We start from the raw sequence: 16,327 nt of genomic DNA, 5'->3' as shown, positions 1-16,327 counted from the left end.
TTATGAGCGTGAGAGCAAATCGTATTGGGGAACAAATGAAAAAAGAGCTTGGTGAGATAATCGGGCGTAAAATTAAAGATCCGCGCATTGGATTTGTGACCGTAACCGATGTACATGTAACCGGCGACCTGCAGCAGGCAACCGTTTATATTTCAGTTTTAGGTGATGCAAAGCAGCGTGAAAATACTTTAATTGGACTTGCAAAAGCAAAAGGTTTTATCCGTTCAGAAATTGGACAACGGATACGTTTGCGTAAAACACCTGAAATTTTATTTGAATTTGATGAATCAATTGATTATGGACATCGAATTGATACTTTATTACATCAAATTCACAATGAGGAAAAAGCAAACGAACCTAATGAAAATGAACAATCATAATGGTTTTAAATGGATAGACACTGGTCTATCCATTTTTTTCAGAATAAAGAAAGGATATTAAGCTAATGGAAGGAATTATTCCTCTTTATAAACCTAAGGGTATGACATCACATGATTGTGTATTTAAATTGAGAAAAATCCTGCATACGAAAAGAGTGGGTCATACGGGAACTCTTGACCCAGATGTAACAGGTGTATTGCCTATTTGTATTGGCCGAGCTACAAAAGTGGCAGAATACATTACCGATGCAGGGAAAGCTTATGAAGGAGAAGTAACGATAGGTTTTTCAACAACAACTGAAGATGCAAGCGGAGAAATGATCGCGAGAAAAACAGTCAATCGTGTAATGAACCGAGATGAAATCCTAAAGGTATTGCAAGGGTTTACTGGGAGAATTAATCAAACACCACCAATGTACTCTGCTGTAAAAGTCAATGGAAAAAAACTATATGAATATGCTAGACAAGGCATTGAAGTTGAGCGGCCGACTCGAACGGTTGAAATCTATTCAATCGAACTTTTAGATGACCGCGAAAATTTCAGTGGCGAACAGGTTTCATTTCGGTTTCGTGTTTCCTGCAGCAAAGGCACGTATATTCGTACACTAGCTGTTATGATTGGAGAAGCTCTTGGCTTTCCCGCACATATGTCGTATTTAAGCAGAATCCAATCAGCGGCGTTTTCTCTTGCTGATTGTTTCACATTTGAACAGGTTGAGGAAAAAATGGAAGAAGGGAAGATTAAGGATATTTTATATCCGATTGAAACGGCATTAGCACATTTGCCCAAATATAGAATCAATGATAAAATAGCGGAGAAAGTCAAAAATGGAGCTGTTTTACCTACTCCTGATTCGTGCATGAATGAAACAAAGCCGATTGTAGTCGAAACAGAATCTGGTCAGGCATTAGCCATTTATATTCATCATCCAGGAAAACCGGGAATGATGAAGCCTTCAAAGGTGCTAAGATCCATAGAGTAAGCATGCTTTATAGAAAAGGTGATACAGAACGTGGAAGTTTATTATCTAGATCATCCTCATCAAATGAAACAAGAAAATATCCCGCCGTCGGTTATGGCTTTAGGTTTTTTTGATGGTGTGCATCTTGGACATCAAAAAGTCATATTAGCGGCAAAACAAGAAGCTGACAAAAGAGGGTTTAAAAGTGCTGTTATGTCGTTTAATCCGCATCCATCTGTTGTTCTTGGGAGAAGTGTACAGCATATTAAATATATAACCCCTCTTGATGAAAAAATCAGGTTAATTCAAAATCTTGGGATTGATTACTTTTTTGTTGTTCGTTTTACTGAGGAATTTGCTAATTTATTACCGCAGGAATATGTAGATCAGTACTTAATTAATTTAAACGTTAAGCATGTTGTTGCAGGCTTTGATTATACATATGGAAGAATGGGGAAAGGAACAATGGAAACATTAACCTTCCACTCAAGAGAAAAATTCACTTTTTCAGTTATAGAAAAACTGCAATTTTGTCAGGAAAAAATCAGTTCAACTTCTATCAGAGCGGGAATCCATGATGGAAAAGTGGAACAGCTACCCCATTTTCTTGGCCGTTTTTATACGACTAGTGGCAAAGTTATACATGGAGAAAAACGAGGCAGAACCATTGGATTTCCAACGGCAAATGTTGATATTCACGATGATTATCTCCTGCCTCCGACAGGGGTATACGCTGTGAGATTTACGATTGCAAAAAGTAAAGAGACATTCCAAGGAGTATGCAATGTCGGTTATAAACCAACATTTCATAAGGAAAAAGCGGATAAACCTTCTATTGAAGTATATATTTTTGATTTTGACCGTGATATATATGCCGAAGAAGTAACGATTGAATGGCATCGCAGACTGCGAAGTGAACAAAGATTTTCTGGGATTGATGAGCTCATTGCCCAAATTGAAAAGGATAAAGCAAGTGCCCAAAATTACTTTGAAAAATACAGGACAGACACTTGCATTTTATCATAAAAAGTTGTATTCTTATTAACGTATCAAATTGAACCTTTGCTTGGCAATACGATTCACCAACGTTTGCTCAGTAATAGGGGATTTGAAAAATTTAGGAGGTGAAGCAGGATGGCAATCACTCAAGAACGCAAAAATGAACTTATTAACGAGTATAAAGTACACGAAACGGATACTGGATCTCCAGAAGTTCAAATCGCTGTCCTTACAGAATCAATTAACAACTTGAATGAACATTTACGTACACACAAGAAAGATCATCACTCACGTCGTGGTCTTTTGAAAATGGTTGGTAAGCGTCGTAATTTATTAACTTACCTACGTAATAAAGATGTTCAACGTTACCGTGAACTGATTAATAAACTTGGTTTACGTAGATAGTCAATGAAAAGCGGGAATTTTCCCGCTTTTTTATTAGCTTAAAAATATATACCATAATCTGGTTTGTGAATCAAATTCATTATGGAATTGTATGTATAATAGAGCTTAAATTCAACAAAAAATGTACATAATAATAATAGCTATGTTTTTATTATAAGAAAACTGCTTTATATATATAGAATCAGTATGTGCGAATGGTTTCAGTTTCGCAGTACCTCTAATGTATTTCAGGTAGAGAGGAGTAATAATTAAATGGGACAAGATAAGCATGTTTATTCAATAGATTGGGCTGGCCGAAAATTGACTGTCGAAATTGGTCAGTTAGCAAAACAAGCCAATGGTGCTGTTTTAGTTCGCTATGGCGATTCAGCGGTGCTAAGCACTGCAACCGCTTCAAAGGAACCAAAAAATGTTGATTTCTTCCCGCTGACAGTGAATTATGAGGAACGTTTATATGCGGTTGGAAAAATTCCCGGCGGTTTTATTAAAAGAGAGGGACGTCCAAGTGAACGGGCAATTTTAGCTAGTCGATTAATCGATAGACCGATTCGACCTTTATTTGCTGATGGGTTCCGAAACGAAGTTCAAGTTGTGAGTATGGTTATGAGTGTGGATCAGGACTGTTCTACGGAAATGGCTGCTATGTTTGGATCTTCACTTGCATTAAGCGTTTCTGATATTCCATTTGAAGGCCCGATAGCAGGTGTTACAGTGGGTAGAATTGATAATCAATTTATCATTAATCCTACTGTCGAGCAGGCAGAAAAAAGTGATATTCACTTAGTTGTTGCTGGTACAAAGGATGCTATTAATATGGTTGAAGCAGGGGCAGATGAAGTTCCGGAAGAAACCATGCTGGAAGCTATTATGTTTGGTCATGAAGAAATCAAGCGGTTAATTGCCTTCCAAGAAAGCATTGTTGCAGAAATTGGGAAGGGAAAACTAGAAGTTGTTCTATTTGAACTTGATTCTGTGCTAGAAGCGGAAGTTCGTGACCTTTGCGAAGCAGATATGATTCAGGCCATTCAAGTTCAGGAGAAACATGCCCGTGAAGAAGCAATAAAGAAAGTAAAAGACCGTATATTGGCTCATTATGAAGAAAAAGAAGCAGAAGAAGATACTGTAAAACAGGTAAAGCAAATATTAGATAAACTGGTTAAAGGTGAAGTTCGTCGCCTTATTACAGAGGAAAAAGTACGTCCTGATGGCCGAGGCATTGCTGAAATCCGTCCGTTATCTTCTGAGGTGAATATTTTACCTCGTACACATGGATCGGGCTTGTTTACACGCGGTCAAACGCAGGCGTTAAGTATTTGCACACTAGGTGCTTTAGGTGATGTACAAATTTTAGATGGTTTAGGACTTGAAGAAGAAAAAAGATTTATGCACCATTATAACTTCCCTAATTTCAGTGTTGGTGAAACAGGACCAATGCGAGGGCCGGGACGCCGTGAAATTGGACATGGTGCATTGGGGGAAAGAGCGTTATTAGCTGTAATCCCAGATGAAAAGGAATTTCCTTATACAGTACGCCTAGTGTCTGAAGTGTTGGAATCTAACGGTTCTACTTCGCAGGCAAGTATTTGCGCTAGCACACTTGCGATGATGGACGCAGGGGTACCGATTAAAGCACCAGTAGCTGGCATTGCTATGGGATTGGTTAAATCAGGTGAACACTATACAATTCTGACTGATATTCAAGGGATGGAAGATCACCTTGGAGACATGGATTTTAAAGTGGCCGGTACTGCTAAAGGTGTAACGGCATTACAAATGGATATAAAAATTGCAGGACTGTCTCAAGAAATTTTAGAAGAGGCATTGCAGCAGGCGAAAAAAGGCCGGATGCAAATTTTAGATTCCATGCTGGCGACAATTGATAAACCAAGAGGCCAATTATCAAAGTTTGCTCCGAAAATTTTAACAATGGCCATCAATCCTGATAAAATTCGTGATGTTATTGGACCTAGCGGTAAGCAAATCAATAAGATTATTGAAGAAACAGGAGTTAAAATTGATATTGAGCAGGATGGAACGGTCTTTATTTCTTCAGTTGACGAGGAAATGAATCAAAAGGCTAAACATATTATTGAGGATATTGTTCGTGAAGTAGTAGCTGGACAATTGTACCTTGGTAAAGTAAAGAGAATTGAGAAGTTCGGTGCATTTGTTGAAATATTCCAAGGTAAAGATGGACTTGTACACATTTCTGAACTCGCAGAGGAACGTGTTGGAAAAGTGGAAGACGTTGTAAAGATTGGTGACGAAATGCTTGTAAAAGTTATCGAAATTGACAAGCAGGGCCGCGTGAATCTGTCGCGTAAGGCTGTCTTAAAGGAACAGCGTGAACATGAGCAAAGTGCTCAACAATAAATAGACATAATAAAAGCTAGACAAAAAAGACAGTCAGGACTCTGACTGTTTTTTTGTCTAGCCCCAGATGATATGGCACTCCTGAGTGAAGGCTAAAAGCTGTTTTATGCTTGGAGGACCAGTATAGGATATTCGGATGTCTACGTTCGCCACAGGAGGTGACGGTTTTTATAGTCATCCTTCTTTTCAAGACGCTTGTGCTTTTCTTTTTTCGTTCTACCTTGTCCTTTTTTTTCATATTTTATATGGAGGAGGCAGATTAATGAAAAAAATGAGTGTTTTTGGAATTATTTTCGTGATGGCATTTATGATGGTTAGTAATCCTTTAACAAATGAATTTATAAGTAAAATAAAAGGGAATTCTCTTGAGGTAAGTATCGAGAAGGATTCTCTTTATCATGAAATTGTATTAAATAGTGAGAAATACAAGGTTCCCGCTAGTGATGCAAAAATAGATAAAATCTGGAAAGCAATACCGGGATATAATGGGTTAAAAGTAGACATTGAAGCCTCTTATAAAAAAATGAAAGAAAGCGGAGAATTTGAAGAAGAAAAATTAGTATTCAAACAAGTAAAGCCTGCTGTACATCTAGAAGATCTTCCACCTGCTCCGATATATAAAGGGCATCCGGATAAACCAATGGTAAGCTTTATTATAAATGTTGCATGGGGAAATGAATATTTACCAGATATGTTAGCTACCTTAAAAAAACATCATGTATCCGCTACTTTTTTTCTTGAAGGGAGATGGGTTCAAAAATACCCAGAACTTGCCCAAATGATTGCTGATGCAGGCCATGAGATTGGGAATCACTCATTTACTCATCCTGATTTAAAAGTGAGTTCGGCAGCGAAAATTCGTCAGGAAATGATGAAAACAAATGGTGTAATCAAAGCAACAATAGGTTCCAGCCCGGTGTGGTTTGCACCGCCAAGCGGCAGCTATCGTGATGAAGTGGTCACCATTGCGGCAGAGGAAAAGATGGGTACAATCATGTGGAGTGTTGATACTGTCGATTGGCAAAAACCTTCTCCAGATGTATTAATTAATCGTGTGATGAGCAAGGTACATAATGGAGCCATTATTCTTATGCATCCAACCTCTCCAACCGCACAATCGTTAGATAGATTAATTATTAGAATTAAGCAAAAGCAATTGCAAATTAATACGATTACTGAATTATTAAAAGAAGAAAGATCTGTTGATTCTTTTTCAATGGAAAAGATGAAAGACCATAAGAAGGATTAAGAAATTTTGCCTAAAAGTCAAGTTTTTGGAAAAAATAACGGTATTAGTATATACTTACTTGGCATAGATGAAATAAAGATAATGAAATCAATGATGCAACTGAGGTATAGAACAGGAGGAGTTTATTTGATAAAGAAATATACTTGCCAAAATGGTGTAAGAGTTGTATTAGAAAATATTCCCACTGTAAGGTCTGTAGCAATAGGTGTTTGGATTGGCACAGGCTCACGCAATGAGACTCCAGTTAATAATGGAATTTCACATTTTTTAGAGCATATGTTCTTTAAGGGAACAAATACAAGAACAGCTAGAGAAATAGCTGAGTCCTTTGATAGTATTGGCGGTCAAGTAAACGCTTTTACGTCGAAGGAATACACTTGTTATTATGCAAAAGTACTTGATAACCATGCACAGTTTGCTTTAGAAGTATTAGCAGATATGTTTTTTAATTCAACTTTTGTGGAAGAAGAATTAGTTAAGGAAAAAAATGTTGTATATGAAGAAATTAAAATGTATGAAGATACACCAGATGACATCGTTCATGATTTGCTTAGTAAAGCTATTTATGAGGATCATTCACTTGGCTATCCAATACTTGGTACTGAGGAAACTTTATCTACGTTTACAAGTGAGACGTTAAAGGATTATGTACATAACATGTATACACCTGAACATGTTGTGATATCTGTAGCAGGGAATATTTCAGATGCCTTTATTAAGGAAGTAGAGGTGCTTTTTGGCTCCTATGAAGGCGGGAAACGCGAGATTGAAACAACTGTACCTGTTTTTCATACCAATCGTATTGCACGTAAGAAAGAAACAGAGCAGGCCCATCTTTGTCTAGGGTTTGAGGGACTTCAAGTCGGACATGATGACATTTATAGTCTTATTTCTCTCAATAATATTTTGGGTGGCAGTATGAGCAGTCGATTATTTCAAGATGTTAGGGAACAAAGAGGGCTCGCCTACTCTGTATTCTCTTATCATTCTGCTTTTGAGGACACCGGTATTGTAACTATTTACGGAGGTACCGGAGCAAAGCAGCTTGATCTCTTATTTGAAACAGTACAGGAAACACTGGCAGTTCTAAAAAGAGATGGTATCACGGAAAAAGAGTTATCTAATAGCAAAGAGCAATTAAAAGGGAGCTTAATGCTAAGTCTTGAAAGTACTAACAGTCGTATGAGCCGTAACGGTAAAAATGAATTGCTGCTTGGACTGCACCGTTCGCTGGATGAAATTGTTGAACAAATTGATTCAGTTACGAAAGAAGATGTAGATCGAATGGCGAATCGAGTGTTTACGAATCAATTTTCTGTTTCATTAATTAGTCCTAATGGGGAGCTGCCAAAAGGAGTCTAACAAAACAAATGCCATAAATGATTGACGGCTTTCTCATTTTTTCCTCTTATCTAGAATGTGATGTCTAATTGGGCCTAAATACTAGTATAAATATAGGGTGGTCAACTGTTCACAATGGAGGGGAAAAAATTGAGATTAAGTGAATTAAGCGGGAAAGAAATTGTTGATGTAAATCGTGCTGAGCGCTTAGGCGTTCTTGGACAGACAGATTTAGAAATTAATGTGCAAAGCGGACAAATCGAAGCATTGCTCATTCCGACTTTAAAATGGTTCGGAATGAAAAAACAAGGTGGAGAAATACGTGTTGAATGGAAGCAAATTAAAAAAATTGGCAATGATATGCTGATTATTGATATGGAAAATTAAAAAAACAAAAAAAGGCGGCTCGATGAGTCACCTTTTTTTGTTTTTTTTAATTAAATAGATTAATGCCTAGTGCAAAAGAATTTTAGCAGGATTGATTGACTTAAGGCAAAACTTCGATGGCGTCACCGATTAGGTAAATGTAACATATGATGTTGAAGTAGTTCCCACTAGATATCTTGTTAAATTGCAAGTAGCGAGGTTAAGGGATTAGGTTGATGAATCTAAAATTGGGCTTCTTGATTAAGAAATTAGGCTTTTCGATACATGAGAAAGTCAAATAGACTTCCGTAATTCAAGCCCTAAAAAAGAAGGTGAATCTTTCATGCTGACAGATATGCAAATTGCAATTATTGGCGGTGATGCGAGACAGCTCGAAATCATTCGAAAATTAACGGAACTGGATGCAAAGCTTTCTTTAATAGGCTTTGAACAGTTGGATCATGCTTTTTCCGGAGCAACAAAGGAAAAGATAGCAGACCTTGATTTTTCACAGCTTGATGCCATTATCCTGCCGGTAGCCGGCACGAACCTTGAGGGTAACGTTGATACGATATTTTCTAATGAAAAAGTTATCCTCTTAGAGGATAAAATTAAGAAAACACCGCCGCACTGCGTCATTTTTTCCGGGATTACGAATGCCTATTTAACAGGTATTACGGATCGTGCTAACAGGACTCTTGTTCAATTATTTAAAAGAGATGATGTGGCTATTTATAATTCGATTCCGACAGTGGAAGGAACGATTATGATGGCTATTCAACACACAGACTTTACCATACACGGCTCAAATGTCACTGTCTTAGGATTAGGAAGAGTAGGAATGAGCGTTGCGAGAACGTTCCATTTACTAGGAGCAAAAGTTAGCGTAGGGGCACGTAAATCAGAGCATATTGCCAGAATTACTGAAATGGCACTGACTCCATTCCATTTAGATGACATGAACAAATGGGTTAAAGATACTGATATATTAATTAATACGATTCCGCATCCAGTTGTAAATGCAAATGTTATTTCAAAAATGCCTGCACATACACTCATTATTGATCTTGCCTCAAAGCCGGGTGGAACGGATTTTCGATATGCAGAAAAAAGGGGAATAAAAGCTCTATTAGCACCGAGTCTTCCAGGTATTGTTGCTCCAAAAACAGCGGGAAATATATTAGCAGGAGTCCTTTCTAATTTACTTCAGGATTTATATGATAAGCGAAAGGAGATAAAATCATGAGTTTAAATGGAAAACGAATTGGATTTGGATTAACGGGATCTCACTGCACATATGATGCTGTTTTTCCTGAAATTGAAAAATTAGTCAATGCAGGTGCTGAGGTGCTCCCTGTCGTGACATTTACAGTCCAAACGACGGAGACCCGATTTGGGAAGGGAGAAGATTGGGTTACTAGAATTGAGGAATTAACAGGGAATAAAGTCATTGATTCCATTGTAAAGGCTGAACCATTAGGTCCAAAAATCCCTCTTGACTGTATGGTTATTGCCCCATTAACAGGTAATTCAATGAGCAAATTTGCAAACGCATTGACAGATAGTCCTGTCTTAATGGCAGCAAAGGCAACTCTAAGAAATCAAAAACCTGTTGTATTAGGGATTTCAACAAATGATGCATTGGGGTTAAATGGGGTAAACTTAATGAGATTAATGGCAACAAAAAATATTTATTTTATCCCATACGGTCAAGATGATCCAATAAAAAAACCGAATTCTATGGTTGCGAGAATGACAATGTTAAGCGAAGCAGTTGAAGCAGCATTAAACGGAAAACAAATTCAACCGGTTATTGTAGAAAGATATAAGGACTAAGATTAATTTTCCCATAAAAGTATAATTGTTTCCTGATTGATTGTTTTAAAATAAATGTTATTATAGTAGAAAGATGGCGACAGGTCAAATTACCGCGCCTTCTTTGTATGAGGTAATAAAGTCATTCAAGCTGTAAAGTCCCTGCCTAATTTAGTTTTGATAAATTGGGTAGAGTGTAGAGTCGATTCGCTATATAATTAAGTATAGTTACTCTTAGCGTCGTCTTTTTATTAGGTTGACCTTATCAAACTGAAATATTCCTCATATAATAAAGTGACGTTCTAGTACTAAAAAAATAGTCGTAATTTTTACAGAATTGGAAGGGGAGCAAAAAATGGAACAGAAAAAAGGATTCCACGTAGCAGTAGTTGGAGCAACAGGAGCAGTTGGGCAACAAATGTTAAAAACACTAGAGGATAGACAGTTTCCAATTGGAAAATTAACTTTATTATCGTCCGCTCGATCTGCTGGTACAAAAGTGCAGGTAAATGGAGCTGAATATACAGTACAAGAAGCGAAGCCTGAAAGCTTTGAAGGTGTGGATATTGCTTTATTCAGTGCAGGGGGAAGTGTATCAAAAGAATTAGCGCCTGAAGCAGTTAAACGCGGTGCTATTTGTGTCGATAATACTAGTGCGTTCCGTATGGATGAAAATGTCCCTCTTGTTGTACCTGAAGTAAATGAAAATGACTTACTAAACCATAATGGGATTATTGCCAATCCAAACTGTTCAACCATTCAAATGGTTGTAGCACTTGAGCCAATTAGACAAAAGTACGGTTTAAATAAAGTAATCGTATCAACTTACCAGGCCGTTTCAGGATCTGGCGCTGTCGCAGTTGAGGAATTAAATGAGCAAACAAAAGCGATTATTAACAATGAAGAATTTGAACCGAAAATTCTGCCTGTTAAGGGCGATAAAAAGCATTATCAAATTGCTTTTAATGCGATTCCTCAGATTGACTTATTCCAGGAAAATGGTTTTACGTACGAAGAAATGAAAATGATAAATGAAACGAAAAAAATCATGCATAGACCAGAATTAAGTGTTGCTGCAACATGCGTACGTCTTCCGGTAGCGGTAGGTCACTCAGAATCAGTATTTATTGAAGTGGATACCGAAGGAGTGACAGCAGCTGATTTGAAGGAGCTATTGAAGGATGCTCCAGGAGTAGTATTGCAGGATGATCCGGAAAATCAAGTCTATCCAATGCCTGCTGATTGTGTTGGAAAGAATGATGTATTTGTTGGACGTATCCGTAAAGATTTACATGATGAAAAAGGTTTCCATCTTTGGGTTGTATCTGATAATTTATTAAAAGGTGCTGCTTGGAATTCCGTTCAAATTGCAGAAAGTCTAATTAAACTTGGTTTAGTGAAATAAAAAATTCTTAGTTCTTATTCATATATTTTTCTAATACAGGTATGTCTCGGATGAACTAGTTATTTTCACAGCAATAGCTACCTGCTAATGAATGGAGACAGCATCTAGAGGAACAAAAAATCATGAAAAGTCCATATCATTAAATGGATTTAGAGGTGTTACGATGAAAATAATCGTCCAGAAATTTGGCGGAACCTCCGTCCGTGACGATAAAGGTCGCGAGCATGCAAAAAAACATATTCAATCTGCACTAGACGAGGGATATAAAGTAGCAGTGGTCGTTTCGGCTATGGGCCGCAAGGGTGACCCATATGCTACAGATACGCTGCTTTCACTAGTAAATAGTTCAAATAGTAATATCAGTAATCGTGAAACAGATTTATTACTGTCATGCGGTGAAATTATTTCAAGTGTTGTTTTTACGAATCAGTTATTACAAGCAGGCATAAAAGCTACAGCTTTAACTGGCGCCCAAGCGGGGTTTCGAACAAATGATGACCATATGAATGCAAAAATCATTGATATGAGATGTGAGAGATTGATGAATGCATTTGAAACACATGATGTGGTGGTAGTCGCCGGTTTTCAAGGTCAGGCAAAAAATGGAGATATAACAACTATCGGCAGAGGTGGAAGCGATACATCGGCGGCTGCGCTTGGAGTCGCTTTAAATGCGGATTTCATTGATATTTTTACCGATGTAGAAGGTATCATGACTGCTGACCCTCGTATTGCCGATAATGCAAGGCCGCTTGAAGTTGTCACTTACACGGAAGTATGTAATATGGCCTATCAAGGTGCGAAAGTCATTCACCCTAGGGCAGTTGAGATTGCCATGCAAACAAAAGTACCGATACGAATTCGTTCAACATATTCAGACAATCCAGGTACTTTAGTTACTTCGATGTCTCGTGAGAATATGGTCAAAGACCGTATGGTGACTGGAATTGCTCATGTTTCAAGTGTCACTCAAATAAAAGTTTTTGCCAAAAAAGATCAATATAATCTGCAGGCAGAGGTTTTTAAAGCAATGGCCAATGAAAAAATCAGTGTTGATTTTATCAATATATCTCCCAATCAAGTAGTCTATACCGTTACAGAAGAAATGACAGAGAAGGCCATTTCTGTTCTCCGCTCGCTTGGACATGAGCCTGCTGTTGAAAGGAATTGTGCAAAAGTGTCTGTTGTCGGTGCAGGTATGGCAGGAGTCCCTGGTGTTACATCTAAAATTGTAGGTGCTTTGTCTGAGAATGGCATTCGTATATTACAATCTGCAGATAGTCATACAACCATTTGGGTTCTAATCAAAGAAGTTGATTTATCTACAGCTGTTAATGCCTTGCATGATGTGTTTGAGTTGGATAAAGAAAATTAGCCGGTAGGATCTGCTCCTAATCGCTAATTTGGAAGGAGTGGTTGGATGGTACGCTTTGGTCGAGTGTCTACGGCAATGGTAACCCCGTTTGATAGCAAAGGTCATATTGATTTTCCGAAAACAACTCAACTAATTAATTATTTAATTGCTAATGGTACGGAATCACTTGTTGTATCCGGAACAACTGGAGAATCACCCACATTATCTAAAGAAGAAAAGTTAGCATTATTTGAACATGTTGTCAAAGTAGTCGATAATCGGGTATCTGTCATTGCGGGTACTGGCAACTATAACACTTATGAGACGATTGAATTGACAAAAAAGGCAGAAAAAATTGGTGTTGACGGCATCATGCTTGTGGCACCATATTATAACAAACCGAACCAAGAGGGATTGTATCAGCACTTTAAGTCTGTAGCGGAAAGCACTTTACTTCCTGTCCTGTTATATAATATCCCTGGCAGATCTGTTATCAATATTGAACCGGAAACAATTATAAGGCTCTCAAAAATCAGTAATATTGTTGCTGTCAAAGAGGCCAGTGGTAATTTAAATAGCATGACCAAAATTATTGCCAATACAGATGATGATTTTCAGCTTTTCACCGGAGATGATGCTGTTACATTACCTGTGTTAGCAATTGGCGGAGATGGCGTTATTTCTGTTGCATCACATGTAATTGGAAATGAAATGCAGGAAATGATTTCGAAGTTTCTTCAAGGTGATATAAAAGGGGCTGCAAAGCTTCATCATCAGCTGCTGCCAATAATGGAAGGGTTATTTAAGGCTCCTAATCCTGTACCGGTGAAAACTGCTTTACAGTTAAAAGGGCTGGATGTTGGTACTGTTCGTCTCCCTCTCGTCCCGTTGACAGAAAAAGAAAGGGAACAGTTATCCCAGCTATTGCTTATTAAAAAATAATAATTATAAATGAAAACCAGCCACAGTTATCTTGGCTGGTTTTCATTTATATAAAATCATTTTCTCGAATAATGGTTGTTGTTTATTAGCTGCCGAGCAGGGTACATGGAGTGATAACCTACTTCGTAGTTGTAAAGGTTTTCTAATTTCAAGTATAATAAAGGTATCTGATTTCGATCGGCGTAATACAACATAGGAGGAAGCTTGTTTTGAAGAGAAAAGAAAATGAGAGTATTAAACTTATTGCAATTGGGGGAGTTGGCGAAATCGGCAAAAACATGTATATAGTTGAAGTAGATGAAGATATATTTGTCATTGATGCCGGTCTAATGTTTCCTGAAAATGAAATGCTCGGAATTGATATTGTAATCCCAGATTATAGTTATTTAGTGCAGAATAAAAGCAGAGTAAAAGGGATTTTTTTAACACATGGACATGAAGATCATATCGGTGCTTTATCTTATCTGTTACGTGAAATAAATGTCCCTGTTTACGGAACGAAGTTAACTCTAGCTTTTGCCGAAACGAAAATGTATGAACAGGATGCTCAGCAAAAGGCTCAATTTAGAGAAATTACATCTGATTCTATCCTTGAATTTGACTCGGCAACCATCACTTTTTTTAAAACGAATCACAGTATCCCCGATTCAGTTGCTATTTGTGTTCATACATCTGCGGGAATCATCGTACATACGGGTGATTTTAAGTTTGATCAATCGGCTAGTGACTTATATAAACCTGAAATTGGAAAAATGGTGCAAATTGGAGAAAAGGGCGTTCTGTGTTTATTATCTGACAGTACAGATGCTGAAAAGCCTGGTTATACTCCTTCTGAAGCAGTAGTGGCCCGGGAAATGAATGATGCCTTTTATAATGCAAGAGGAAGAATTATTGCAGCTTGCTTTGCTTCTGATTTAAATCGAATTCAGCATATTTTTGACGCAGCATATGAAAGCAGAAGAAAAGTGGCTATTGTTGGAAAAAACTTACAGCGTATATTTGATATGGTCATTAAACTTGAGTATTTACAAATTCATAATGAAATTATTATTCCTGTTTCAGAGATTCGAAACTATCCAGATGATGAGATTGTTATCTTAACAACCGGACGCCAAGGGGAACCAATTGAAGCGTTGCAGAAAATGGCCAAACAAATTCATAAACATGTCAATATTCAAAAAGGGGATACTGTTGTTTTTGCAGTTTCTGCCCTTCGTGGAAATGAGCTGTTTATTTCAAAAACGGTTGATATGTTATTCCGTGCAGGTGCTATTGTATTAGCTAGTAAAAATTCTTATCATACATCAAGTCATGGCAGTCAGGAAGAGTTGAAATTTATGATCAATATGATGAATCCGAAATTTTTCATCCCGGTTCATGGAGAGTTTAAGATGCTCAAAGCTCATGCAAAAGTAGCTAAGGAATGTGGCTTAACCGATGATCGTATTTATCTTCCTGAAAAAGGGGAAGTAATAGAGTTAATAGATGATCGAATCCGTCCTGCAGGCAGGGTACCTGCAGGTAATATTCTGATTGATGGCAGCGGAGTCGGGGATGTTGGAAATATCGTATTAAGAGACCGTAAGTTATTATCACAGGATGGGATTCTTATTGTTGTTGTTACGCTTAACAAAAAGGAAAAGAAAATCTCTTCTGGTCCAGAAATTATTTCAAGAGGGTTTGTCTATGTAAGAGAATCTGAAAAGCTCCTTGATGAGGCTTCAAAACGAGTACGCGATATAGTTGATCAAAGTATTTTAAGAGACTCCTTTGATTGGGCCGTAATCAAACAGGACATGCGTGATTGTTTAAACCAATTTTTATATGAAAAAACAAAACGCAGACCAATGATTCTGCCAATTATCATGGAAGTAAAATAGTATCTATATATTTTTATCAAATCATTGATAAGTTGTGAGGCTGATTAATTTTTAAATCGGCCTCATTTCCATTTGTTAAGACGAAAGTCTTTCCTTCCTTCATTGCTTTGACAAATTTCTCAAATAATGAATGTTATAGTAGATATTATAACTTAATACTAAACAAAGTCTTGGGGTGAAACAGATTGAATATCACAAAGGTAATGGAAAAATTAAAAGGGCGAGATCCGTCTATTCTTGGAAAAGCTGAATTACTAAAATATTCGGTGCTTCTCCCTCTTGTCGAGGTTGAAAATGAGACGCATATATTATTTGAAGTGAGATCAATGAATTTACGTCGACAGCCCGGTGAAATATGCTTCCCGGGTGGTAGAATAGATGAAAGTGATGCTGATCAGAGACAATGTGCGATTCGTGAAACATCAGAAGAATTAGGAATTGATGAATCATCTATAGAAGATATTATCCCATTAGATTTTATGTTAAATGCTTCAAGTAATATTATCTATCCATTTGTTGGCCGAATTACAAAACCAGAACAGATAAATCCGAATGCTTCAGAAGTTGGAGAAATTTTTACGGTGCCGCTATCGTTTTTTCGAGAAACAAAACCGGAAGTATATAAAATTTATTATCAGGTGATTCCTGAGGAAGGTTTTCCGCTTCACTTAATACCGGGTGGAGAGAATTACAAATGGACGCTCCGCCATTTAGACGAATATTTTTATCAGTATAAAGGAAAAGTGATTTGGGGATTGACGGCTCGAGTCTTACATCACTTCTTAGAATTGCTAGAAGTAAAGAATGCGAAATAAGCAATAATTAACATATGTTTGAATGAAAAATCTTTCCTCAT

Annotated in this window: 15 protein-coding genes; all 15 read left to right on the top strand. The window is 37.3% G+C overall.

Going from position 1 to position 16,327, the window contains the following annotated elements; genetic code table 11:
- Nucleotides 1-2: 2 nt before the first annotated feature.
- The 15 genes from rbfA (at nucleotide 3) to F4V44_RS08010 (ending at nucleotide 16,286) form a co-directional block, all read left to right on the top strand.
- Nucleotides 3-380: a 30S ribosome-binding factor RbfA gene (rbfA, locus tag F4V44_RS08080; RefSeq protein WP_150439489.1), complete on the top strand. Its 378-nt coding sequence runs from the start codon at nucleotides 3-5 to the stop codon at nucleotides 378-380.
- A gap of 65 nt (nucleotides 381-445) precedes the next feature.
- Nucleotides 446-1,363 (top strand): tRNA pseudouridine(55) synthase TruB, encoded by a 918-nt coding sequence (truB, locus tag F4V44_RS08075; protein WP_150439488.1) that lies wholly within the window; start codon nucleotides 446-448, stop codon nucleotides 1,361-1,363.
- Between the two features lie 30 nt (nucleotides 1,364-1,393).
- On the top strand, nucleotides 1,394-2,368 hold the full coding sequence (gene ribF / locus F4V44_RS08070) for a bifunctional riboflavin kinase/FAD synthetase (protein WP_150439487.1): 975 nt from the start codon (nucleotides 1,394-1,396) through the stop codon (nucleotides 2,366-2,368).
- 108 nt (nucleotides 2,369-2,476) lie between these two features.
- The gene (gene rpsO, locus F4V44_RS08065; RefSeq protein ID WP_150439486.1) at nucleotides 2,477-2,746 is read left to right on the top strand and encodes a 30S ribosomal protein S15; all 270 of its coding nucleotides are present in this window, start codon (nucleotides 2,477-2,479) and stop codon (nucleotides 2,744-2,746) included.
- Nucleotides 2,747-2,998: 252 nt separating this feature from the next.
- Complete coding sequence (gene pnp, locus F4V44_RS08060) at nucleotides 2,999-5,119, top strand: polyribonucleotide nucleotidyltransferase (RefSeq protein WP_150439485.1); 2,121 nt, start codon at nucleotides 2,999-3,001, stop codon at nucleotides 5,117-5,119.
- A 262-nt stretch (nucleotides 5,120-5,381) separates the two neighbouring features.
- A complete protein-coding gene (locus F4V44_RS08055) occupies nucleotides 5,382-6,368 on the top strand; it encodes a polysaccharide deacetylase family protein (protein WP_150439484.1) in 987 nt (328 codons plus the stop codon).
- A 126-nt stretch (nucleotides 6,369-6,494) separates the two neighbouring features.
- Nucleotides 6,495-7,730 carry a M16 family metallopeptidase gene (locus F4V44_RS08050; protein WP_150439483.1) on the top strand — a complete coding sequence of 412 codons (1,236 nt, stop codon included), beginning with the start codon at nucleotides 6,495-6,497 and terminating at the stop codon, nucleotides 7,728-7,730.
- Between the two features lie 129 nt (nucleotides 7,731-7,859).
- On the top strand, nucleotides 7,860-8,096 hold the full coding sequence (locus F4V44_RS08045; protein WP_150439482.1) for a YlmC/YmxH family sporulation protein: 237 nt from the start codon (nucleotides 7,860-7,862) through the stop codon (nucleotides 8,094-8,096).
- Between the two features lie 322 nt (nucleotides 8,097-8,418).
- Nucleotides 8,419-9,321: a dipicolinic acid synthetase subunit A gene (gene dpaA / locus F4V44_RS08040; protein ID WP_150439481.1), complete on the top strand. Its 903-nt coding sequence runs from the start codon at nucleotides 8,419-8,421 to the stop codon at nucleotides 9,319-9,321.
- Nucleotides 9,318-9,911, top strand: coding sequence for a dipicolinate synthase subunit B (dpaB, locus tag F4V44_RS08035; RefSeq protein ID WP_150439480.1), 594 nt, complete (start codon nucleotides 9,318-9,320; stop codon nucleotides 9,909-9,911). Before dpaA ends, dpaB begins: the two co-directional genes overlap by 4 nt.
- A gap of 334 nt (nucleotides 9,912-10,245) precedes the next feature.
- Nucleotides 10,246-11,295, top strand: coding sequence for an aspartate-semialdehyde dehydrogenase (gene asd / locus F4V44_RS08030; RefSeq protein ID WP_150439479.1), 1,050 nt, complete (start codon nucleotides 10,246-10,248; stop codon nucleotides 11,293-11,295).
- 163 nt (nucleotides 11,296-11,458) lie between these two features.
- Nucleotides 11,459-12,670, top strand: a complete 1,212-nt coding sequence (gene dapG / locus F4V44_RS08025; RefSeq protein ID WP_150439478.1) for an aspartate kinase — start codon at nucleotides 11,459-11,461, stop codon at nucleotides 12,668-12,670.
- Between the two features lie 45 nt (nucleotides 12,671-12,715).
- The gene (gene dapA, locus F4V44_RS08020; RefSeq protein WP_150439477.1) at nucleotides 12,716-13,591 is read left to right on the top strand and encodes a 4-hydroxy-tetrahydrodipicolinate synthase; all 876 of its coding nucleotides are present in this window, start codon (nucleotides 12,716-12,718) and stop codon (nucleotides 13,589-13,591) included.
- 209 nt (nucleotides 13,592-13,800) lie between these two features.
- On the top strand, nucleotides 13,801-15,471 hold the full coding sequence (locus F4V44_RS08015) for a ribonuclease J (protein ID WP_150439476.1): 1,671 nt from the start codon (nucleotides 13,801-13,803) through the stop codon (nucleotides 15,469-15,471).
- A 185-nt stretch (nucleotides 15,472-15,656) separates the two neighbouring features.
- Nucleotides 15,657-16,286: an NUDIX hydrolase gene (locus F4V44_RS08010; protein ID WP_150439475.1), complete on the top strand. Its 630-nt coding sequence runs from the start codon at nucleotides 15,657-15,659 to the stop codon at nucleotides 16,284-16,286.
- Nucleotides 16,287-16,327 lie beyond the last annotated feature (41 nt).

Origin of the sequence: Niallia endozanthoxylica (assembly GCF_008710145.1) — a bacterium.
GTDB classification, from domain to species: Bacteria; Bacillota; Bacilli; order Bacillales; family Cytobacillaceae; genus Bacillus_BD; species Bacillus_BD endozanthoxylica.
Note: the sequence above shows the minus strand (reverse complement) of the source record. Positions and strands in the feature narration are given on the sequence as shown.

Coding starts and splice junctions, on each gene's coding strand:
- rbfA (WP_150439489.1), top strand. CDS start 3: ATGAGCGTGAGAGCAAATCGTATTGGGGAACAAATGAAAAAAGAGCTT.
- truB (WP_150439488.1), top strand. CDS start 446: ATGGAAGGAATTATTCCTCTTTATAAACCTAAGGGTATGACATCACAT.
- rpsO (WP_150439486.1), top strand. CDS start 2,477: ATGGCAATCACTCAAGAACGCAAAAATGAACTTATTAACGAGTATAAA.
- pnp (WP_150439485.1), top strand. CDS start 2,999: ATGGGACAAGATAAGCATGTTTATTCAATAGATTGGGCTGGCCGAAAA.
- F4V44_RS08055 (WP_150439484.1), top strand. CDS start 5,382: ATGAAAAAAATGAGTGTTTTTGGAATTATTTTCGTGATGGCATTTATG.
- dpaA (WP_150439481.1), top strand. CDS start 8,419: ATGCTGACAGATATGCAAATTGCAATTATTGGCGGTGATGCGAGACAG.
- dpaB (WP_150439480.1), top strand. CDS start 9,318: ATGAGTTTAAATGGAAAACGAATTGGATTTGGATTAACGGGATCTCAC.
- asd (WP_150439479.1), top strand. CDS start 10,246: ATGGAACAGAAAAAAGGATTCCACGTAGCAGTAGTTGGAGCAACAGGA.
- dapG (WP_150439478.1), top strand. CDS start 11,459: ATGAAAATAATCGTCCAGAAATTTGGCGGAACCTCCGTCCGTGACGAT.
- dapA (WP_150439477.1), top strand. CDS start 12,716: ATGGTACGCTTTGGTCGAGTGTCTACGGCAATGGTAACCCCGTTTGAT.